Source organism: Rhizobium sp. BK512, assembly GCF_014194915.1.
GTDB lineage: Bacteria > Pseudomonadota > Alphaproteobacteria > Rhizobiales > Rhizobiaceae > Rhizobium.
On record NZ_JACIAS010000003.1, the window covers coordinates 700,849 to 721,808 of the forward strand.

Genomic DNA, 20,960 nt, shown 5'->3' on the forward strand with positions numbered 1-20,960 from the left:
GTGCAGCGGCGCCGCAAAATCCCGCCTCCGCTGCCCCGGGGAGGCGGGAGGGCAGCCATTTCGGAGTGCATGATCCATGGATCGCTACGACTATATCATCATCGGGGCAGGCAGTGCCGGCTGCGTGCTCGCAAACCGGCTATCGGCCGACCGCAATACAAGGGTCTTGCTGCTGGAGGCGGGCGGCAACGACAACTACCACTGGATCCATATTCCCGTCGGCTATCTCTATTGCATCAACAATCCGCGCACCGACTGGTGTTTTACGACCGCGCCCGAGGACGGGCTGAACGGGCGGGCGCTGAATTATCCGCGAGGCAAGGTGCTCGGCGGCTGTTCCTCCATCAACGGCATGATCTATATGCGCGGTCAGGCCCGCGACTACGATCTCTGGCGGCAGATGGGCTGCACCGGCTGGGGGTGGGACGACGTGCTGCCCTATTTCCGCAAGTCGGAGGATCACTATAGGGGCGAGGACGACATGCATGGCGCCGGCGGCGAATGGCGCGTGGAAAAGGCGCGCGTGCGCTGGGATGTGCTCGATGCCTTCCAGCAGGCGGCCAAGGAGGCCGGCATTCCCGAAACGGCAGATTTCAATCGCGGCAGCAACGAAGGCTCCGGCTATTTCGACGTCAACCAGCGCGCCGGCATCCGCTGGAACGCGACGAAGGCCTTCCTGCGCCCGGCCATGAAACGCGGCAATCTCACTGTCATGACCAAAGCGCAGGTGCGGCGGCTGCTGGTTGAGGAGGGCTCCGTCACCGGCGTCGAGTTCCAGCATGGCGGCAGGGCGAAGCGGGCCTATGCAGCGAAGGAGACGGTGCTTTCGGCCGGCTCCATCGGCTCGCCACACATTCTGGAGCTGTCAGGCGTCGGCCGCGGTGACGTTCTCCATCAGGCCGGTATCGACGTGCTGACCGAGGTGAAGGGCATCGGGGAGAACCTGCAGGATCATCTGCAGCTTCGGCTTGCCTATAAGGTGACAGGTGTGCCGACACTCAACGAAAAAGCGTCGAAGCTGCTCGGCAAGGCGGCAATAGGCCTCGAATATCTCATGCACCGTTCCGGACCCATGGCGATGGCGCCAAGCCAGCTGGGCATCTTCACGCGGTCTGGCCCTGATAAGGAAACACCCGATCTGCAGTATCATGTGCAGCCTGTATCCCTCGACAAGTTCGGCGATCCCGTCCACTCCTTTCCGGCAATCACGGCGAGTGTCTGCAATCTCCGGCCCGAAAGCCGCGGTTCTGTGCATGTCTCCAGCCCCGATTTTGCCGCTCAGCCCGTCATTGCGCCAAAATACCTCTCGACACAGCGCGATCGCGACATAGCTGTTCGCTCGATAAAGCTGACGCGCCGGATCGTCGCGCAGCCATCCTTCGCCCGCTTTCATCCAGAGGAGTTCAAGCCGGGGCCGAGCTACCGAAACGAGGCGGAACTGGAAAAGGCGGCAGGCGAGATCGGCACGACGATTTTTCATCCGGTCGGCACCTGCCGCATGGGCATCGACAGGGACAGCGTCGTCGATCCGCGGCTAAGATTGCGGGCGCTCGGCAGGCTCCGGATCGCGGATGCCTCGGTGATGCCGGCCATCACTTCGGGCAATACCAATTCGCCGACGATCATGATTGCCGAAAAGGCGGCGGCCATGATCATCGAGGACAACAGATAGGAGAAGAGCATGGCAAGGATCGGATTTATCGGGCTTGGCAACATGGGCGGGCCAATGGCTGCCAATCTCGTCAAAGCCGGCCACGAGGTTCTTGGCTTCGATCTGGCGGCTCCGGTGCTGAAGGCTGCGGAGCAAAGCGGCGTGAAACCGGCCAGCCATGCCAGCCAGGCGGTCAAGGAGGCCGAGATCATCATCACCATGCTGCCGCAGGGCAAGCACGTGCTGACGGCCTGGGCCGACATATTGCAATCGGCGGCGCGGGGTACGCTCGTCATCGATTGCTCGACCATCGATGTCGAAAGCAGCCGCAAGGCGAACGAAATGGCGAAAGCAGCAAGCTGCCTGTCGCTCGACGCACCCGTTTCCGGCGGCACGGGCGGAGCGAGCGCCGGTACCTTGACCTTCATGGCAGGCGGCTCGGAAGAGGCCTTTGCCAAGGCAAAGCCGATCCTAGAGGCTATGGGCAAGAAGATTGTTCATTGCGGTGAGGCAGGCGCCGGACAGGCGGCGAAGATCTGCAACAACATGATCCTCGGCATTTCCATGGTCGGCGTCTGCGAAGCCTTCGTGCTTGCCGAAAAGCTCGGTCTCTCGCATCAGGCGCTCTTCGATGTCGCCTCCACCTCATCCGGCCAATGCTGGTCGATCAACACCTATTGCCCGGTGCCGGGACCGGTGCCGACCTCGCCGGCCAACAATGACTACAAGCCGGGTTTTGCTGCAGCACTGATGCTGAAGGATCTGAGGCTTTCGCAGGAGGCTGCACTCGCGAGCGGTGCGTCCACGCCGCTTGGTGCGGAAGCCGCGCAGCTCTACGCACTCTTCGAGAAGCTCGGCAACGGCGGCAGGGATTTCTCCGCCATTATCGAGATGTTCCGCGAAAAGGCATAAGGCGCCTCTACCGCTCCCAATAGGCGCCGATGCTCATCTTGTGCCGGTCGTGGCCACGTTCGGTCTTGAGGAAATCGCGGATGCGCTTGGCCTCGGATCGTTCACAGCCGGCCCAGACGAAGGTCTCTGCGTCGACATCCGTCAGTGCGCCTTTGATGGCGCTTTCGATGAGACCCATGGTGCCGGCCGGCGCGCCGTTACGATGCATCCAGGTCAGGTCGACAATGCCAGCGGACGGCAGCGACAATTCCTCCGAGGTACCATCGACTTCGAGGAAGATACGCAACTTCGTTCCCGCGGGAACTTCTGCCGCAATGCGCGAGATCGCGGGCAGGGCCGTCTCGTCTCCGGCAAGGATCATCGACGTGGCATCGGGGACACCGCCGCCGCCGGGGCCGAGCGCACCGGCGATATCGCCGGGCTGCGCATTCACCGCCCATTCGGCGCCGGGCATGTTTTCGCCCTCATGCAAGACGAAATCGATATCGATCTGGCCGCGCTCCAGATCGATCCTGCGGAACGTGTAGATACGCACGGTCAGCGCATCCTCATCCTTCGCCCATTCAATGCGGCCATCGGAGCGGAGCCTTGGCCATACGGGCGCACGACCCTTCGGTGGGATCAGCAGGCGGAAGTGCAGCCCGCCGTGCGCGAAATGCCTGGCATCATCACATGCCACAGTCACCCGGCGCATATGCGGGCTGATGTTACGAGCGCCGATCACGCGGATTTCGCGCAGATCCGGCAGGTGGTCGGCTTTCGGTGCGTCCGACCATGTCAGCTCCAGCGTGTCTTCGCCGGCGAACTGAAAGAGATGCTCGGCAAGCACCGAGCGGACATTCTGGAGTGCACGCGCACTTCGGCACGAGAGTTCGATCTCAAGCTTGCGGCCCTCGTGCCGGATATCGGCCTTGCCGGTAATCATTTCCAGCGTGACCAGATCGCCGTCGCGCTTCACGGTGCTGTGCTCGACGAAATGCGAGCAAAGCTCGTCGAGCATTCGGCCTGGATCGACGGCGATTGCGACGCCGGATGCGGTAAAGGGTTCGCCCATCATTGTTTGATGTCCTTTCGCGAAAGCAGCCAGATGAGGTAGGGGCCGCCGATCAGGGCGGTGAAAAGGCCGACCGGCACCTGATAGGGGTAGATGACGACACGCGAGAGCCAGTCGGCCGTCATCAGCACCCCGGCGCCTGAAAGCACGCTCGCAGCAAGCTGATGTGCAGGTCGGTCGAAGCCGGCCAGACGCGCCAGATGCGGGGCGATGAGCCCGGTGAGGCTGAGTGGGCCGACCAGGAATGAAGCGATCGCCGTCATCAGTGCGGCGAGCACGGCCAGAACCAGGCGGCTTGCGCCGACCCGGAGGCCAAGAGATCGACTGGAATTGCCGCCGAGCGGCAACATCGTCAGCCAGCGGCCGAGGAAGGGCAGCGGCGTCACCAGCACGATGAGCGAAATCATTGCCGTCCAGGCTTCAAAAGCACCCGCGCGATTGGTCGAGCCCGAAAGCCAGGTGAGCAGGATGTAACCGCGCATGTCGCCCTGCGCGAGCACCATCGTGACGATTGCCATTGCGAAGGCGCCGATGCCGACACCGGCGAGCAGCATGCGCTCCGGCGAAAACTGCGCGCGAGCGGAAATGGCGATCATCGCGCCGAAAGCCGCGAGCGCGCCAAGCGCCATAGCAAGCAGCATGATGACGGGCGACGGGAAGCCGAACAGGAAGAGCGCGACAGTCAGGCCCGCTCCGGCGCCGCTGCTGATGCCGAGCACTTCCGGACTGGCGATCGGATTGCCGGTGACGCGCTGCATGATGAAGCCGGCGGCGGCGAGCATGCCACCGGCACCGGCCGCAACTAACGTGCGCGGCAGGCGGAAAGGCAGGACGTCAGTGAAGAGCACGCCGGTGGCCATATGCCAGCCATCATCGGACGGACCGAGCGTGAGGAAGAGTGCGAAGAGTAGCAGGATTGCGGCTGACAGCATGGCAAGGGCGGTGATTGGCTTCGACAGCCTCCTGAGCGCCTGTGTTGACTGCGCTGCCACGGCCGAGACGGAATGCACGCGCGGCAGCAGGAACAGCAGCAAGGGACCGCCGAGCAGCGCGGTGGCAGCGCCGGTAGGGGCGAGATCGGTGAAGCCGGGGCCGAGAATTTGCGTCAGGCAATCGGTAAGGAACAGTAAAGCGGCGCCGGTCAGTGGCGCAGCGATCATCAGGCTTCCGGTACTGCGCGCACCCAGGAGCCTGGCGATGGCTGGTGCTGCGAGGCCGAGGAAGCCGATGACGCCGACTTCAGAGGTGACCGAGGCTGCAAGCCAGACAGCGAGCGCGAGGACGGCAAAACGCGCCATATGCAGCGCGAGGCCGAGGCTTCTGGCGCTGCTGTCGTCGAGCGTCAGGATGCGCAGCGGTCGTATCAGGATCAGGGCGGAGACAAAGCCGAGAACGAGGCGGGGTGCGAGCGTGATGACGCCATCCCAGTCCTGCTGGCTCAGCGAGCCAGCACCCCAGATATAGATCGACATGGCATATTCGCCGCGCGCGAGGATGAGGGTCACGCTCAGCGCTGCAGCGATCATGCTGACGATCATGCCGGAGAGCGCCACGGTGACCGGATCGAGCCCGCGTCGGCAACTGAGCGCCAGCACGATCGCGACGGCGCCAAGGCCGCCGCCGAAAGCGACGATCTCTCGCGAAGGGCCGATCAGCAACGGCGAGAAACTAAGCGCTGCCGTCATCGCCAGTTCTGCACCGGAGGCAATGCCGAGTGTGGAGGCATCGGCTATCGGATTGCGCAGCACGCGCTGCAACAACGTTCCGGAAAGTCCGAGCGCAGCACCGGCAACCAGCGCCAGCACAGAGCGGGGGAGGATGCTGTTCCAAAGCAAAACGCTATCGAGGGCGGCCGCCTGAACGGCATTGCCGGGCACCTGCGGGCGTGTCGCGATCAGAAACACGAAGGCAGCGACGCAAAGGGCGGGAAGCACAATCGCCGCAAGCGGAAGACTGTGACCGCGGGCGGGCTGAGCAAGGCTAGCCATTCCATGCATGACCAAGCCCCTCCTGCAAAAGATCGGCGAAGCGCTTGGCAGCAGGCAGCGCGCCGTAGGGGTTGATCGAACCAAGTACGAGCACGCGTTTCTCGCGTACTGCCGGCAACGCATTCCAGAAGGCACTTGTCGACAGCGTGGCGAGCGCATCAACGGGATGCGGCGGGATCATGACGATCCAGGCATCCGGCATGGAGGCCAGCGTCTCGATGCCGACAGGGGCCGCAGCCGAGTAGCTGGTCGCGCCTTGCCAGGCGTTGATCAGACCGACGCGCTTCAACACCTCGCCGAACATGCTGTCGGAACCGAAGACGCGAAAATGCCTGGCATCGCCGAGATTGATCGGAAGGACAGGCCGGCCGTCGCCCGCCGCAAATGTAGCCTTGTAGCGGTCCAGCCTTCCGGCAAGCTCTTCTATGAGCTTTCTCGCAGCATCGAGCTCTAGCCGATCGCCGATGGCGATTGTTGCCTGTTCTGCGAGCATGTAAGGGCTCTCGCCAGGCTTATAGATCGCGTGGCTTTCGACGGGTGCGATCGGCTGCATACGGGCATCCGCCCAGGCGTAGAAGTTCGAATTGAAAATCAGGTCCGGTCGGGCAAACCGCAGTACTTCGAGGTTTGGCGTGCCCCGCAGGCCGAGATCGGCGACATCATCTGGCACCGCGGGTATGACCGCCACCTCGCGGAACTGGCGAAGTTCTGTTCCGGCAACAACATTGGCGCCGATTGCCAGCAGGGTTTCGAGCAAGGCCCAATCGAGGGTCGCGACACGGATGCTATCGGCCGCCCGCAGTAAAGCCGGGGCCGACAGCGTGGCCGCCGCACCGGCGAGAAGCTGCCTGCGGGAGAAAAATGCCATGGCCTACAACAGATAACTGACCGGCTCGTTTCGAACCGGGTGCGAGAAAACGCCCATGCCGACGCCGAAGATCGACTGCAGCATGTCGGCCTGCATGATATCGGCTGGCGTGCCTTCGGCGGTGATGCGGCCACGGTTGAGCGCGATGATCGCATCGCAGTAGCGCGCCGCGAGGTTGATGTCGTGCAGCACTATGACGACGGTTAGCCCGCGCTCATGGCTGAGTTCTTGCACCAGCGACAACACGCTGGCCTGATGCGCAAGATCGAGCGCCGACGTCGGTTCGTCGAGCAGCAGGCAGCGGGCGTTCTGGGCAAGCATCATGGCGATCCAGGCGCGCTGGCGCTCGCCGCCAGACATGCTCGCGACGAGACGATCGGCAAAATCCTCAAGCTCAGTGCGGACGATTGCTTCTTCGACCATGTCGCGATCGGTGGCACTGAAGCGGCCGAGCGTACCATGCCAGGGGAAGCGGCCGAGCGCCACCAGTTCCCGTAGTCATGCCATCGGTTGCTGGCGTGAACTGAGGCATATAGGCGACATGGCGGGCGAACGCGCGACTGCCCCAGTCGGCGGCCGCCTTCCCGTCGAAAGAGATGGACCCGCTCTTCGGGGCGATCTGCCGGGCAATGATCTTCAGAAGGGTGCTTTTGCCGGAGCCGTTTGGGCCGACGAGGCCATAGATACGGCCAGCCTCAAGTGTCAGATCGATACCGTCAAGTATCGGCCTGTTGCCTATCGCGTAATCGATCCCGGCAAGGTTCAGGAAGGGCGTGGACACGAGGAAACTCCGGCTTTGCTGCAAGGGTTCGGGAGGACTATGTCCTCCCGTTCATGCAGCTTCCTGAAAAACTAAACTCGATTTGTCAACTTACCATTTCTTGCTAAGCTTAAAAGTGACCGTGCGTGCGTCACCGTAACCGCAGACCGTCAGGCCCTGGCAGCTCGACACATACTCCTTGTCGAAGAGATTGGCGACGTTGAGCGACGCCGCCCAATTTTCCTTTTCGTAGCGGATGGCCGCGTCGAACACGGTCGCTGCCGGTACCTTCTCGGTGTTGGCCTCGTCAGCCCAGGACCAGCCCTGATGCCGAACGCCGGCGCCGAAGCTCACCCCTTCCAGCGCGCCCGTCGTGACGAGATAGTCGATCCAGAGCGAAGCCTTGACTTTCGGCGTGATGTAGGGGGATTTACCGACGAGAAGCGGGTTGGCTTCGTTTTCAAGCACTTCCATGTCGGTATAGTCGAGCCCGGCAGTGACCTTCCAGTTGTCGTTGACGTTGACCTTGCTTTCGAGTTCGAAGCCGCGCGAACGCACCTTGCCGAGCTGACTCTGTTCGAAGGTGACCGGGTTCGTCACGGCATTGTTGCGCTTGTCGATCTGGAACACCGAGGCCGTAATCACGCCGTCGAAGAAAGTCGGCTCATACTTGACACCGCCTTCGATCTGATAGCCTTCCTCAGGCTTGAGCGGGCCGGAAATGCCGGTGCCGATCAACGGGTTGAAGAAGCTTGCGACACTGACATAGGGGGTCAGGCCATTGTCGAACTCGTAGGCGAGGCCGGCACGGCCGCTGGCTGCGCCATCATCGAAGCTGTAGCTCGTCCCGATCGCGGCATCGGAGTCGATATCGACATGGTCATAACGGCCATTCAATGTCAGCAGCCAGCCATCACCGAAATGGATCTGGTCCTGAGCGTAAATACCGATCTGCTTCATGGTGACGATGCCATCGGCGTAAACGAAATTGGCTCCTTGCGGCGTGCCGTAGACCGGATCGGTTGCGCTGATCGGGTTAGAGCCGCAGCAAGCCTGCCAATTGTCCAACCGGTAATATTTGTAGTCGATGCCGGCGAGCAGGTTATGCGTTGCGCCGCCGAACTCGGCCTCGCCCTCGATGCGATTGTCGATACCGACGGAATCGACGCCGGAACGGCCTTCGAAGCCGATACGAGCCAGATCGTAATCCGGTGCTGTCGGAACGCCGCCGACATAGCCGTTGAGGTATGGGCCCTGCTCATGCTTGTCGAGCCGGCCATAACGGAAGTTCGAGGTGAATTTCACGCCGCTGTCGAATTCGTGCTCGAATTCATAGCCGATCATTTTCTGGACATAACTGCCGTCGTCGATATCGGGCTCGCCGTAGAAGGCGTCGCGCGGAATCTTGCCGAAGGGCGCGTCTACGACCGTGCCGACATATGGGAAGAAACCGTTGCCGGTATGGACCTGATCGAGGCCGGCGAGATAACCCCAGACGGTAAAGCTCGTCGTATCGTCAGGTGCGATCTTCAGCTGCGGCATGATGAAGCCGCGGAAATCATGAGAGAAATCCGAGTAGTTGTCGCCGCCGGAGACCTTGCCGGTGATACGGTAGGTCATCGTATCGCTGGAGCCAACCTTGTCGGATATGTCGAAACCGGTGAAGGCGTTGCCGTTACTGTTGATACCGATATCGGTGTAATAAAGCGGCTCGTCGAGTGGGCGCTTGCGGACGAGATTGATGATGCCGCCCGGATTGGCGCCACCGTAGAGAACCGAGGCCGGCCCCTTCAGAACCTCGACGCGCTCCAGCATGAACGGATCGATCTGGAAACCACCGAAGCCGTAGCTGAAGAGGTTCAGGTTGTCGAAGAAGACGCCGGTCTGGGTCGCGTTGAAGCCGCGGATATAGAACCAGTCCGTATCGGGATCGTTGCCGAAGGGCTGGGTCGTGACGCCGGGCGTATAAAGCAGGGCCTCGTCGATCTTGTTGGTGATGCCGTGATCGTCCATTTCCTGCTTGCCGATAACGGAGACCGACTGCGGGATCTCGTTCAGCGGCGTATCGCTTTTGGAGCCTGTGGAAGAGGTTTTTGCAACATAGCCTTTGACGGGGCTGGTGGCGGTTTCATCGCCGGCGCCCTGGATGACGATCGGCGCCAACTGCGTGGGATTGGCATCCTGGGCAACGGCGGAAGAGATCGCCATGATGCCGGTGACAGCCGTTCCTGCCAATAGATATGTCCTGAAGGTGAGCCCTTTGGTCTGCGCTCGCATAGATTACCCCACTCGTGCCGCGGCTTTTCCTGCCGCGCAATGGCCTTGAATAAGTCGAGTGTTTAACTCAAATTTAATTGGGCGGATTGTCCTGATCGGGTGGAAATTGAACGTTCTTGGGCAATATTCCGCCCGGCGCGCAAAAGCTCAGGCGCGTTGCACCTACGCAATCTGCGCCTTTTTCCAGTTCGCCGGCGTGGTTCCCAGATTCTTGCGGAAGACACGGGTGAAATGGGCTTGGTCAGCAAAGCCCGTTTCGACGGCGATGGTCGTCAGAGGATACTCGCTGCGCACGAGCAGATGTTTTGCGCGCTCGAGGCGGAGATTGGTCTGATATTGATGCGGTGCCACACCGGTCGATGCCTTGAAGGCGTGGCTGAAATGCGATTGCGACAGGCCGGTGACAGATGCCAGTTCCTCAAGCCGGATGTTGCGCAGGCAGTTTTCCTCGATGAAATCGGTGGCACGGCGCAATTGCCAGCCGGCAAGCTTGCTGCGCTTGCGCGGCTGCACCTTGGTAAGCTTCAGTACATCGATGATGAGGGAGAGCGACAGGCCGTCGCCATAGAGATCATGCAGCGGCTGCGGATTGACGCATTCAGCAGCAATCAACTGGGCGAGCGACAACAGCCGCTCGTCGGAAAACAGGAGCTGGGCATTGGCGAGGCGCTGCGGATCGAGATCATCGCCGAGCCTTCGGCCGATGGTCTCGACATCGAAATGGATATCGAGATGGCGCAGGGAATGCACATCCACCAGATCTGCCCAGACTTCCATATCGGCCGGCACATAGGAGATCGGCCGCTTTTCGGTGTCCTGGACCGTGCCATGGGCACGCGGCGAGAGTTTTACCCGCGAATTGCCCGGCCCGCGCTTCTCAAGGAGGATGAAAAGCCGCGGGTCGCGCGATACGTAGTAGCCGCCGGAATGGGGATCGCAGTCGACATCCCAGACATCCGCCACGATGCCGTTCCACACCCGGCGATTGACGCCTTTGGTGACGGAAAAGCCATGAATCCTGTTTTGCATGCGCGGTTGAAACGTCATTTCCACTTCTGTCTCCGGCTGGACGCCGAAATAAACCTTCGTAATAAACTCAAGTTTAATACAGGAGGCGGAGTGGGATGACAATCATCCAGTTCATGCGGGTAGAAATGCCGGTATCAGACGACGGAGAAGGTCAACCTTGCGCTGTCGCCGAAGCGGATGTCGATCTCGCCGGGTTCGGTGAGTTCGACGGCGCCACTGAGCGTGCCGGTGGTGACAAGCGCGCCCGATTTCAGCGAATCTTCCGGGCGCAGCGGGTCGTTGGCGTAATCGACCAGCCAGGTCACGACGTCGCCCTTCGGATGTTTGGCTAGGCCGTCATAGATCGTCTTGCTGCCTTGGGTGACCTTCAGCGGTGTGCTTGCGGCGGTATCGATGAAACTCTTTGCGACGGAGGGGCCGAGCACATAGCCGCTATTGCCGAGGCGATCTGCGAGGAAGAGAAGGAAGGAGACAGCACCGCTTTCCCTGACCGCGCTGACCAGCAGTTCGGCGCCGAGATAGGCGGTGGAGATCGCCTCCAGCACTTCGGCACGGCTGTAGGGGGTGCCCTTGCGGTAGGGCAGATCCCTGCCGAAGCGAACGGCAATTTCGGTTTCGAACTTCAGGCCCGGATACCAGGCAATGGTCGCGCCGGAGACGGCTTCGGCATAGGGATGGAGAGGTGCTGTAACCGGCTGGCCCTCGGGCGAGGACGTGACCTTCCAGGCGTTGCTCGCGATCCCTTCTTCAGCCTTCAGGGCATTCTGGGTTTCCATCGCCTGGTTCAGATCAGCCGGCAATGAAAAAGCGCTCGTCGGCTCCTGCTTTGCGGCCTGGCGCAAGCCGCGGAGTTTGGTGGCGAGTGCGCGCGGGTCGAATGAATCAGTCATGCTGTTTCCTCCATCAAATCGAGAGGTGCCACAGTAGCGGCGCAGCCGACGTGGACAAGGCTAGTCTTGGAAAGACTGTTATTCCATCGCGGCGTACCAGCGATCCCGGTAGGCGGGAAGGCCTGGAATTGCCTGGGGCGAGAAGTGTTTTTCCACCCCTGATACCGGCTTGATGCCGGCAAGCAGGGCAGCGCCCTGACTGGTGCCGGTCGAGCCCGGCAGCGCCATCGTATCACGGCCGGTGATTGCGGCAATCAGCGACAGATAGGTCTCGTTCAATGCGAAAGGGCCTTCGACGATGATTGGGCCTTTGGCGCCGATCAGCCCGAGGCAGGCCTCCGTCATCAATGCGAGATAGAGGCAGGCAGCGGCATATTGTTCGTCGCGGCTCGCATCTTCCACGTTGATCCAGCGGCTGACTTTGCCCGGAAAGGGGCCCGAGCCGGGTGCCACGTTCGGCAGCAGCATGATGCCCCTTTCGACGACATCCGCGATAGCAGCTTTTGCCTCAGCATCGCCAAGCTTGCCGATCTCGGCCGACAGGATTTCGAATTCGCGACCGCCCATGAAACGGGAGGAGGGCACGGCGCGGCCATAGGCATCGACATTGGCGAGCGCATCGCGCTTGGCGTCGAGATGGGCGAGATCCCCGCCGACGCCGAAATTGATGACCCAGGTCCCGGTCGAGACGACGGCAAAGGGCGCCTCGCGGCCGACGAGATGCGGCAGCAGTGACGCGTTGGAATCATGGATGCCGCAGTAGACCGGCACCGAGAGACCGATTTCTTCGGCAATGTCCGGCAGAACGGGACCGAGTGGATCAAAGGCCGAATGGATCGGCGCCATCCGGTCGCGAATGGCAAGCGCATCGACCAGCGAAGAGTAGGCACCGGTCTTCGGGTTCCAGAGGTCCGTGTGGCAGCCGAGCGAGGTTGCCTCGTTTGCCGCCACGCCGGTCAATCGTGCCGACCAATATTGCGCATAGGTGAGGATGGTTGCGACCTTGGCAAACTCTTCGGCAAAAGCCGTTTTCTGGTAATGGAGTTGTGCGCCGATATTCAGGCCCATTGAAAGACGGGGCGAGAAGGTTTCGGAGAAGGGCGGCCGCAACGCGTCATAGGCGTCCCGGATCTCCTGTGGATATTCATGCTCATAATCGATGACGGGCATCACAAGCTTGCCGTCCGCGCCGAGCAGGGCGGCGGCCGCGCCGTGCGTGGTGATCGAGATCGCATCGAAACCCGGCTCGCTCGCAAAGGCTTTCAGCGAGGCGAGAGCGAAGCTCCAGAGTGCTTCAATATCATAATGCGGATAGAGGCCGTCGCGGATGACCGTATTCGGCTGCTTGCGGACGGCGATTTCTGCGCCCGTCGTGCTGTCGAGAACGACGACCTTGGCGTTTGTCTTGCCGATATCGAGAACGGCGATGCGGCGGTAATCGCTCATGGCATATGAAAAACAGTAACGAGGTCGCTCTGTACGGGCGAATTGTCGGGATTGGACGCCATGATATCAGCCATATGCGCCCACCATTTCTTCATGACGGGATGGTCCGGCAGGCTTGCCATCGTGTGATCCTGCGGCCGGGTCAGCACGCCGAAAAGCGTGTTGGTCTCGCGGTCGAGATGGATCGAATAGTCGCTGGCGCCGGACTGATGCAGCAGATCGACAAGTTCCGGCCAAATCTCGTCATGCCGCTTCCTGTATTCGGCCTCCATGCCGGGATTGAGCTTCATCTTGAAGGCGTGTTTTTCCAGGGTCATTTGGCGCTCATGGCTTTGATGCGGCGGGCGATGATCGGGATCGCGATGGTGATGATCAGGAGCAGGCCGATGAAGATCGACATCACGATGCCGGGTACGTTCAGGAGCCCCAGACCGAAAGTGACGAGGCCCATAACGAAGGCAGCGATAACGACGCCGCCGATCGTGCCGGAACCGCCGAGGATCGAGATGCCGCCGAGCACGACCATGGTGACGACTTCCAGCTCCCATCCTTGAGCGATCGACGGGCGCGTCGAGCCGAGGCGCGAGGTGAGGCAAACGGCGGCGATGCCGCTCATCACACCGGTCAGCAGGAAGAGGATGAATTTTACGCGCTCGACCGGAATGCCGGAGAAGCGGGCGGCAAAATCATTGTTGCCGATCGTGTAGACTTGCCGGCCGAAATTCGTGGCATGCAGCAGGATGGCGAAAAGGATCGCCAGTACGATGAACAGCACGAATTCAAAAGAGAAAACCCAGACGACGTAACCCTGGCCGAAATAGGCGAAATCAGCCGGATATTTTCCATAAGCCTGGTCGCCGAGCACGATGTAGGAAATGCCTCGGAAGAGGCTCATCGTGCCGATGGTGACGACGATCGACGGCAGTTTCAGCACGGAAACGAGCACACCGTTGAAGATGCCGCAGAGAAGACCGGTGCCGATGCCGATCAGCACGAGGCCCGGTGTGCCGACGCCGGCCTGCGCCGCAGCACCCATGGCCGTGGAAGCAAGCGCGATGATCGCGGCAACCGACAGGTCGATTTCACCTGCGATGACGAGCAGCGCCATTGCAAAGGCGATCATCGCCTTTTCGGTGAAGTTGAAGGTCGCGTCAGAGAGGTTCCAGGCATCGAGAAAATAGGGCGAAGCCACGGAATTGAAGATGAAGATCAGGACGGCCACACCGAAGAGCAGCACTTCCCAGCTTGACATGACACGCTTGAAGGGTGTGCCGAGGCGATCGGGAATGACGCGCTTTTCGGGTGTTGACGAAACGGCGCTCATGCTGCGACCTCCGCTGCTGCGCGATCCCGCAGGATGATGCGGCCGCGATTGCGCTCGCGCCTTGCATTGAAGACGACGGCGAGAATGATGACGGTTCCTGAGATCGCCATCTGCGTGAAAGGCGAAATGCCGATGACGGGCAGGGCGTTCTTGATGACACCGAGGAAGAGCGCGCCGAGCACCGTGCCGGCAACCGAGCCGACACCGCCGGCAATCGAAATGCCGCCGATGACGCAGGCCGCGACGCTGTCGAGTTCGAAACCGTTGGCGATATCAACATAGGCGACCGCATAACGGGAAACCCAGAGATAGCTGGAAAGACCGGCGAGCGCGCCCGAGAGCACAAAGGCCAGGAATTTCGTCTTGCCCGTATCGATACCGGCATAAATGGCGGCGGTCGGATTGCCGCCGGTTGCATAGGCCGAACGGCCGAACGGGCTGTAGCGCAGGAGCATGTACATCAGCGCGACGATGATGATGGCGACCCAGCTCAGCACAGGCAAGCCGAGGATCGGCGTGCGAGGAACGGCAAGGAAGGTCGGCGTCATCTGATGCGCGTTCACCCAGGCGCCGCCCGAGAGCACGAAGGCCATGCCGCGATAGATGGTGAGGGTGCCGAGGGTAACGACAATCGGCGGTATTTCGAGCCGCCAGACGAGGAAACCGTTGATCGAGCCGAGGGTTGCGCCGATCACGACTGCCGCAAGGATGAGAACGATGAGCGGCAGTCCGGGAAAGGCGGCGTTCATCATCGCGATCGCCATGCCGGTAAAGGCGAGGTTGGCTGCGACCGAAAGGTCGATCGATTTCGTCAGGATCACCGTCATCTGGGCAAGCGCCAGGATGATGAGGATTGCCGTATCGTTGAAGATGCCGGCGAGATTATCCGGTGTGGCGAAATCGGCTGCGCGCGTCGAGAACACGGCAATCATCACCACGATGATGGCGAAGAGCAGGGTTTCGCGTTTTCTGATCAGTCTCATCATGCCCGTCACCTCATGCATTTCCGGTCGCCGCGCGCACCAGCGCTTCCGGCGAAAGCTGATCGCGTTCGAAGAATCCCGCCGACAGGCCTTCCTTCATGACGAGCACACGGTCCGACATGCCGATGATCTCGGGCAGTTCGGAAGAGATCATGATGATGGAGAGACCTTCTGCCGCAAGCTCGCTGATGAAGCCATGAACGGCAGCCTTCGAACCGATATCGATGCCCTTGGTCGGCTCATCGAGAATGATGACCTTCGGCATGGTGGCAAGCCATTTGCCGATGACGACCTTCTGCTGGTTGCCGCCCGAAAGTGTGCCGACCGGTACGGAAAGGGCAGCAGCGCGCAGGTCCAGCCGCTCGGCATATTTGCGGGCGAGCGCGAATTCCTCCGCGGCCTGCAGGAAGCCCTTGCGTGAGGTGCGCGTCAACGACGGCAGCGTCATGTTCTGATAGATCGGCATCGGCAGGGCCAGGCCGTGTCGGCCGCGCTCTTCCGGCACGTAGACGATGCCGGCGCGGATGGCGTCATGCGGCGAGTTGATCGAAATTGAACGGCCTTCAAGTGTCAAACTGCCCGAGAGCGGCTTGGTGATGCCGAAGAGCGACTGGGCCAGCTCCGAACGCCCGGCGCCGATCAGCCCGTAGATACCGAGGATTTCGCCCTTGCGCAGCGTCAGGGAAATGTCACGGAATTCGGTGCGATGGCTGTATTTCTCGACTTCGAGGACCGGGCCGCCGATCGCCACATCGATTTTCGGGAACGCGTTCTCGACGTCACGGCCGACCATCATGCGGACGATTTCGTCCTGCGGTGTTTCCTTGAGCTTTCCGTGGCCGACGGCACGGCCGTCGCGGAAGACGACGTAATTGTCGGCGATCTCGTAGAGCTCGTCGAACTTGTGGCTGATGAAAAGGATTGCCTTGCCGCTTGCCTTCAACCCCTCGACGATGCGGAAGAGATCGTCGATTTCCTTGCGCGACAGCGCAGCCGTTGGCTCGTCCATGATGACGATCCGGGCCTCGATCGACAAAGCGCGAGCGATCGCCACGAGATGGCGCTGCGCAATCGAGAGGTCCTTCAGCCGGATCGTTGGATCGATATTGCTTTCAAGTGAGGTCAGCAGCGCCCGTGAGCGGCTATTCATCTCGCTCCAGTCGATCGTACGCCAGCGGGTGCGCGGCGCGTGGCCGAGGAAGATATTTTCGGCGACCGATAGCTCGTCGAAGAGCACGGTCTCCTGGTGGATGGCAGTTACACCTGCATCGATCGCGGCCTGTGCCGTTGCAAAATGCACTGAGTTGCCGTCGACAATGATCTCGCCCTCATTGGGGCGATAGATGCCGGTCAGGATCTTGACGAGCGTCGACTTGCCGGCGCCATTTTCGCCGATAAGTGCCGTCACCTTGCCGGGATAAAGCGCGATGCTGACATTATCGAGCGCCTTCACGCCCGGAAAGATCTGCGAGATGCCGCGCATTTCCAGAATGGCGGATGCGTCATCGGTTTTTTGATCCGCGACGGGGTGTTGAAGGGCAGGGGACATCAGCAAGCTTACCACCATCGAAAGAGAAGCCCGGCGGCAGAGCCGCCGGGTGTCCGTTCATGATCTCTGAAATCAGAAGACCTTGGAGAACTGGTCGATGTTCGAGGCATTGTAGACGAAGGGGTCGGCCATAGCGGCTTCGCCATTGTCGCCGATCTTGATCTTGCCCATGCGGCCGGCTTCGATTTCGCTGCCCGGCTTGCCATCAGCATCACCCTTTGCAAGGTGATAGGCGATCTGCGTTGCAGAGTAGCCGAGATCGATCGGGTTCCAGATGGCGAATTCCTTCGTGGCACCCGACTTGATCGCGCCAGCCATTTCAGAGGGCAGGCCGAGACCGGTGACGTAGACCTTGCCGACCAGACCCTTGTCTTCGACAACCTTGGAGGCCGCGAGAACGCCGACCGTCGTCGGAGCGACGATGACCTTGACGTTCGGGTTGGACTTCAGGAGGCCTTCGGCCTCACGATAGGACTTGTCCGAGAGGTCGTCGCCGTAGACGGTGGTGACGAGGTTCAGGCCCGGGAAGTCCTTGAGCTGCTTCTTCATCTGGTCGATCCAGATGTTCTGGTTGGTCGAGGTCGTCGTTGCCGACAGGATGGCGAAGTCACCCTTGCCGCCGTCAAGATGATCCTTGGCGAGCGTCAGGCACATCTTGCCGATCAGCTCGTTCGAAGACGGGTTGAGCTGCAGGATGCGGCCTTCCGGAGCAACGCCGGAGTCCCAGGAAATAACCTTGATACCGCGCTGGGTAGCCTTCTTCAGCGCCGGAACGACGGCGTCGGGGTCATTCGCCGAGATCGCGATGGCATCGACGCCCTGAGCGATCAGCGAGTTGATCACTTCGATCTGGCCTTCGGCCGTCGTGCTCGTCGGGCCGGTGTAGATGACTTCCACGCCGCCGAGTTCCTTGGCTGCTTCCTGGGCACCCTTGTTGGCGGCGTCGAAGAAGCCGTTGCCGAGCGACTTTACGACGAGGCCGATCTTGATGTCCTTGGCGCTTGCGGCGCCAGCCATCATGGCGACGGCCACACCGATTGCAAGTGTCTTTGCAAGTTTCATGTCATGTCCTCCCACTAAGATTTAGACTTCCACACCTCGCCGACGCCTCATGCGACCGACGAGGAATCCTCCTTCACAGCCTGGGCCACCGCGCTTGCCACGACGAGTCGGACGCCGGCATTCTCGATCATGCGAGCCGCTTCTTCCGAGATGCCGTCGTCGGTGATGACCACAGATACGCGGTCGAGCGGGCAAAGAATGAGGCTCGACCGGCGATTGAATTTGCTTGAATCGACCATGACGATGAGTTCATCGGCCTGGTGCATCAGTTTCTGCTCGCTCTGGATGATGAGGGCATCCGCCTCCATGATGCCGAGCGGGCCGACGCCCTGGGCGCCAATGAACATGCGCCGCGCATAAAAATTGCGGATCGCATCATTGTCGAAGGGCGACAGGATCAGGCTCTGCTCGCGATAGATCGCGCCGCCCGGCACTGTCACACTGTTCTTGGAATGCTTCACCAGATGTTCGGCAATGGCGAAGGAATTGGTCATGACCTGCATGCGATGGCCGGCCATGTAATGCACCATCTGGAAGGTCGTGGTGCCGCCATTGATGATGATGGCGTCGCCCGCTTCACAGAGATCGACGGCTGCACGCGCGATTGAGCGCTTTTTATCGATGTTGACCGATTCTGAAACCCTGAACGGGCGTCCTGCAAGATTTCCAAGCTGCGGCGGGTGCACAGCCTCCGCGCCGCCACGAACGCGCCGGATCTTACCCTGCACGTGAAGAGCCGCAATGTCGCGCCTGATCGTCGCTTCAGAAGCGTCCGTCAGCTCGGAAATGTCCTGAATCGTAACGACGGACTTTTCCTGGACAGCGCTTAAGATAATACGATGGCGTTCGCGTTCGTGCATCGGGCTCCTCCTCTTGTCATATTTATTTCGTATCCGTTAAAGCCTGTCAATCAGAAACGATCATAAATTTTCATATTGCGATGCAGCATAATCGAATTTGATCGTTTTCGATTGACAAGCGCCATTTTGATGCGCGATACCGTGAGCGAAAGGGCGTGCTTATCGCGGCGCCCGCAGGCCTATACACAAGCCTATATGGGAGGATGACATGGCGGCAAAGGTTCGACTACTCGAGAACCGGTGGGATGATGCTTATGCGGCGGGCCTCGATGAGCCCGGCAAGCTTCTCTATCGCTCGAATCTGCTCGGCGCCGACAAGCGCATCACCAATTATGGTGGCGGCAACACGTCGGCCAAGGTCATGGAAACCGACCCGCTAAGCGGCGGCAAGGTTCAGGTTCTCTGGGTCAAGGGCTCGGGCGGTGATGTCGGCACGATCAAGCTCGACGGTTTCGCGACACTTTATCAGGACAAGCTGGAATCGCTGAAAGGCATCTACAAGGGCGTCGAAGACGAAGACCGCATGGTCGGCTTCCTGCCGCATTGCACTTTCAACCTCAATGCCCGCGCCGCTTCGATCGACACGCCGCTGCATGGTTTCGTGCCCTTTACGCATGTCGACCACATGCATCCGGACGCGATCATCGCCATCGCCGCCTCCAAAAACTCCAAGGAACTGACCAAGCAGATCTTCGGTGACGCGATCGGCTGGCTACCGTGGCGCCGCCCGGGCTTCCAACTCGGCCTCGACCTTGAAGCGTTTGTCAAGGCGAACCCCACCGCTAAGGGTGTCGTGCTCGAGAGCCACGGCCTCTTCACCTGGGCAAACGATGCCAAGGCTTGCTACGAACTGACGCTCGATATCATCAACAAGGCAATCGAATGGTTCGCCGGCCAGACCGAAGGCAAGACGATCTTCGGCGGTGCCGTCGTGCAGAGCCTGCCGGTAGCGGAGCGCCGCGCGATTGCCGCCCGCCTGATGCCGGAAATCCGCGGCCGTATCGGCAAGCAGGAGCGAAAGCTCGGGCACTTCGATGATCAGGACGCCGTACTTGAGTTCGTCAATTCGAAGGACCTGCGCCCGCTTGGTGCGCTCGGCACCAGCTGCCCTGACCACTTCCTGCGCACCAAGATCCGCCCGCTGATCGTCGATCTCGATCCGGCAAGGCCTGATGTCGATGCCATCATCGCCGGCCTCGACAAGGCGCTTGAAGATTATCGCGCCGATTACGCGCGCTACTACAATGCCTGCAAGCACGCCAATTCGCCTGCCATGCGTGACGCCAATCCGGTCATCTTCCTGGTGCCGGGCGTCGGCATGCTGTCCTTTGCCCGGGACAAGGCGACGGCTCGTATCGCCAGCGAATTCTATGTCAACGCAATCAACGTGATGCGCGGTTCCTCGACGGTGTCAGAATATCAGGGCCTGCCGGAGCAGGAAGCCTTCGATATCGAATACTGGCTGCTTGAAGAAGCCAAGCTGCAGCGCATGCCGAAGCCGAAGAGCCTGGCAGGCAAGGTCGCCTTCGTGACCGGCGGCGCCGGCGGTATCGGCCGCGCCACGGCTGCGCGCCTCGTCGGCGAGGGCGCCTGCGTGGTGCTTGCCGATATCGATCAGGCCGCCCTTGAATCGACCGAAGCCGAATTCGTGAAGAAGTACGGCGCGGATGCGGTGCGCACTCTGAAGCTCGACGTTACCAAGGAAGACGGAGTCATCTCTTCCTTCGCCGAATCCTGCGTCGAGTTCGGCGGCATCGATATCCTCGTTTCGAATGCCGGCATCGCGTCTTCGGCGCCGATCGAGACGACAGAGCTTTCGACGTGGAATCGCAATATCGACATTCTGGCGACCGGCTATTTCCTCGTTTCGCGAGAGGCTTTCCGTCTCTTCCGTCGTCAGGCGCTTGGCGGCAACGTCGTCTTCATTGCATCGAAGAATGGTCTTGCCGCTTCGCCGAATGCGGCGGCCTATTGCACGGCAAAGGCTGCCGAAATCCACCTTGCCCGTTGCCTGGCGCTCGAAGGCGCAGAGGCCGGCATCCGCGTCAACACAGTCAATCCGGATGCTGTGCTCCGCGGCTCGAAGATCTGGAGCGGCGAATGGCGTGAACAGCGCGCGGCTTCTTCGAAGATCGAAGTGGACGATCTTGAGGAACATTACCGCAAGCGTTCCATGCTGAAGCTCAACGTCTTCCCGGAAGACATCGCCGAAGCCGTCTACTTCCTGGCATCCGATCTTTCGGCCAAGTCGACCGGCAATATCATCAACGTCGATGCCGGCAATGTTCAAAGCTTCACGCGCTGATA

The 20,960-nt window shown here is 60.8% G+C and carries 16 protein-coding genes and 1 pseudogene; 3 read left to right on the forward strand and 14 right to left on the reverse strand.

What is annotated here, in order from left to right; all coding sequences use genetic code 11:
- The first annotated feature begins 76 nt into the window (after nucleotides 1–76).
- Both FHX06_RS14105 and mmsB read left to right on the forward strand, forming a co-directional pair.
- The gene (locus FHX06_RS14105; RefSeq protein WP_183879719.1) at nucleotides 77–1,672 is read left to right on the forward strand and encodes a GMC family oxidoreductase; all 1,596 of its coding nucleotides are present in this window, start codon (nucleotides 77–79) and stop codon (nucleotides 1,670–1,672) included.
- 9 nt (nucleotides 1,673–1,681) lie between these two features.
- Nucleotides 1,682–2,563, forward strand: a complete 882-nt coding sequence (gene mmsB, locus FHX06_RS14110; protein ID WP_183879721.1) for a 3-hydroxyisobutyrate dehydrogenase — start codon at nucleotides 1,682–1,684, stop codon at nucleotides 2,561–2,563.
- 7 nt (nucleotides 2,564–2,570) lie between these two features.
- Here the strand turns inward: mmsB and FHX06_RS14115 are convergent, their stop codons facing one another.
- The 14 genes and pseudogenes from FHX06_RS14115 to FHX06_RS14180 form a co-directional block, all read right to left on the reverse strand.
- Nucleotides 2,571–3,620: a siderophore-interacting protein gene (locus FHX06_RS14115; RefSeq protein ID WP_183879723.1), complete on the reverse strand. Its 1,050-nt coding sequence runs from the start codon at nucleotides 3,618–3,620 to the stop codon at nucleotides 2,571–2,573.
- Nucleotides 3,617–5,614: a Fe(3+)-hydroxamate ABC transporter permease FhuB gene (gene fhuB / locus FHX06_RS14120; RefSeq protein WP_409564393.1), complete on the reverse strand. Its 1,998-nt coding sequence runs from the start codon at nucleotides 5,612–5,614 to the stop codon at nucleotides 3,617–3,619. Before fhuB ends, FHX06_RS14115 begins: the two co-directional genes overlap by 4 nt.
- Nucleotides 5,598–6,473, reverse strand: a complete 876-nt coding sequence (locus FHX06_RS14125) for an ABC transporter substrate-binding protein (RefSeq protein WP_183879725.1) — start codon at nucleotides 6,471–6,473, stop codon at nucleotides 5,598–5,600. Before FHX06_RS14125 ends, fhuB begins: the two co-directional genes overlap by 17 nt.
- 3 nt (nucleotides 6,474–6,476) lie before the next feature.
- Nucleotides 6,477–7,254 (reverse strand): annotated as a pseudogene (locus FHX06_RS36050) (ABC transporter ATP-binding protein).
- 90 nt (nucleotides 7,255–7,344) lie between these two features.
- On the reverse strand, nucleotides 7,345–9,510 hold the full coding sequence (locus FHX06_RS14135) for a TonB-dependent siderophore receptor (RefSeq protein ID WP_183879728.1): 2,166 nt from the start codon (nucleotides 9,508–9,510) through the stop codon (nucleotides 7,345–7,347).
- A gap of 162 nt (nucleotides 9,511–9,672) precedes the next feature.
- Nucleotides 9,673–10,557, reverse strand: coding sequence for a helix-turn-helix domain-containing protein (locus FHX06_RS14140; protein ID WP_183879729.1), 885 nt, complete (start codon nucleotides 10,555–10,557; stop codon nucleotides 9,673–9,675).
- Between the two features lie 116 nt (nucleotides 10,558–10,673).
- Complete coding sequence (locus tag FHX06_RS14145) at nucleotides 10,674–11,429, reverse strand: fumarylacetoacetate hydrolase family protein (protein ID WP_183879737.1); 756 nt, start codon at nucleotides 11,427–11,429, stop codon at nucleotides 10,674–10,676.
- A 78-nt stretch (nucleotides 11,430–11,507) separates the two neighbouring features.
- The gene (locus tag FHX06_RS14150; RefSeq protein ID WP_183879740.1) at nucleotides 11,508–12,875 is read right to left on the reverse strand and encodes an FGGY-family carbohydrate kinase; all 1,368 of its coding nucleotides are present in this window, start codon (nucleotides 12,873–12,875) and stop codon (nucleotides 11,508–11,510) included.
- Complete coding sequence (rhaM, locus tag FHX06_RS14155) at nucleotides 12,872–13,192, reverse strand: L-rhamnose mutarotase (protein ID WP_018114476.1); 321 nt, start codon at nucleotides 13,190–13,192, stop codon at nucleotides 12,872–12,874. The genes FHX06_RS14150 and rhaM overlap by 4 nt, the downstream gene beginning before the upstream one ends.
- A complete protein-coding gene (locus FHX06_RS14160; RefSeq protein WP_018114477.1) occupies nucleotides 13,189–14,199 on the reverse strand; it encodes an ABC transporter permease in 1,011 nt (336 codons plus the stop codon). The genes rhaM and FHX06_RS14160 overlap by 4 nt, the downstream gene beginning before the upstream one ends.
- Nucleotides 14,196–15,185: an ABC transporter permease gene (locus tag FHX06_RS14165; protein WP_029616356.1), complete on the reverse strand. Its 990-nt coding sequence runs from the start codon at nucleotides 15,183–15,185 to the stop codon at nucleotides 14,196–14,198. The genes FHX06_RS14160 and FHX06_RS14165 overlap by 4 nt, the downstream gene beginning before the upstream one ends.
- Before the next feature lie 10 nt (nucleotides 15,186–15,195).
- Nucleotides 15,196–16,731 (reverse strand): sugar ABC transporter ATP-binding protein, encoded by a 1,536-nt coding sequence (locus FHX06_RS14170; RefSeq protein WP_112969179.1) that lies wholly within the window; start codon nucleotides 16,729–16,731, stop codon nucleotides 15,196–15,198.
- A gap of 72 nt (nucleotides 16,732–16,803) precedes the next feature.
- Entirely contained in the window at nucleotides 16,804–17,793 is a 990-nt protein-coding gene (gene rhaS, locus FHX06_RS14175; protein ID WP_183879742.1) for a rhamnose ABC transporter substrate-binding protein, read from the reverse strand.
- Between the two features lie 47 nt (nucleotides 17,794–17,840).
- Nucleotides 17,841–18,653 (reverse strand): DeoR/GlpR family DNA-binding transcription regulator, encoded by an 813-nt coding sequence (locus FHX06_RS14180; RefSeq protein WP_018114481.1) that lies wholly within the window; start codon nucleotides 18,651–18,653, stop codon nucleotides 17,841–17,843.
- 208 nt (nucleotides 18,654–18,861) lie between these two features.
- On the opposite strand from FHX06_RS14180, the gene FHX06_RS14185 reads away from it, so the two are divergent.
- Nucleotides 18,862–20,958: a bifunctional rhamnulose-1-phosphate aldolase/short-chain dehydrogenase gene (locus FHX06_RS14185; protein ID WP_183879744.1), complete on the forward strand. Its 2,097-nt coding sequence runs from the start codon at nucleotides 18,862–18,864 to the stop codon at nucleotides 20,956–20,958.
- The last annotated feature ends 2 nt before the right edge of the window (nucleotides 20,959–20,960 follow it).

Coding starts and splice junctions, on each gene's coding strand:
- FHX06_RS14145 (WP_183879737.1), bottom strand. CDS start 11,429: ATGACTGATTCATTCGACCCGCGCGCACTCGCCACCAAACTCCGCGGC.
- FHX06_RS14105 (WP_183879719.1), top strand. CDS start 77: ATGGATCGCTACGACTATATCATCATCGGGGCAGGCAGTGCCGGCTGC.
- FHX06_RS14140 (WP_183879729.1), bottom strand. CDS start 10,557: ATGACGTTTCAACCGCGCATGCAAAACAGGATTCATGGCTTTTCCGTC.
- mmsB (WP_183879721.1), top strand. CDS start 1,682: ATGGCAAGGATCGGATTTATCGGGCTTGGCAACATGGGCGGGCCAATG.
- FHX06_RS14160 (WP_018114477.1), bottom strand. CDS start 14,199: ATGAGCGCCGTTTCGTCAACACCCGAAAAGCGCGTCATTCCCGATCGC.
- rhaM (WP_018114476.1), bottom strand. CDS start 13,192: ATGACCCTGGAAAAACACGCCTTCAAGATGAAGCTCAATCCCGGCATG.
- FHX06_RS14135 (WP_183879728.1), bottom strand. CDS start 9,510: ATGCGAGCGCAGACCAAAGGGCTCACCTTCAGGACATATCTATTGGCA.
- fhuB (WP_409564393.1), bottom strand. CDS start 5,614: ATGCATGGAATGGCTAGCCTTGCTCAGCCCGCCCGCGGTCACAGTCTT.
- FHX06_RS14170 (WP_112969179.1), bottom strand. CDS start 16,731: ATGTCCCCTGCCCTTCAACACCCCGTCGCGGATCAAAAAACCGATGAC.
- FHX06_RS14150 (WP_183879740.1), bottom strand. CDS start 12,875: ATGAGCGATTACCGCCGCATCGCCGTTCTCGATATCGGCAAGACAAAC.
- FHX06_RS14180 (WP_018114481.1), bottom strand. CDS start 18,653: ATGCACGAACGCGAACGCCATCGTATTATCTTAAGCGCTGTCCAGGAA.
- FHX06_RS14125 (WP_183879725.1), bottom strand. CDS start 6,473: ATGGCATTTTTCTCCCGCAGGCAGCTTCTCGCCGGTGCGGCGGCCACG.
- FHX06_RS14165 (WP_029616356.1), bottom strand. CDS start 15,185: ATGATGAGACTGATCAGAAAACGCGAAACCCTGCTCTTCGCCATCATC.
- FHX06_RS14115 (WP_183879723.1), bottom strand. CDS start 3,620: ATGATGGGCGAACCCTTTACCGCATCCGGCGTCGCAATCGCCGTCGAT.
- FHX06_RS14185 (WP_183879744.1), top strand. CDS start 18,862: ATGGCGGCAAAGGTTCGACTACTCGAGAACCGGTGGGATGATGCTTAT.
- rhaS (WP_183879742.1), bottom strand. CDS start 17,793: ATGAAACTTGCAAAGACACTTGCAATCGGTGTGGCCGTCGCCATGATG.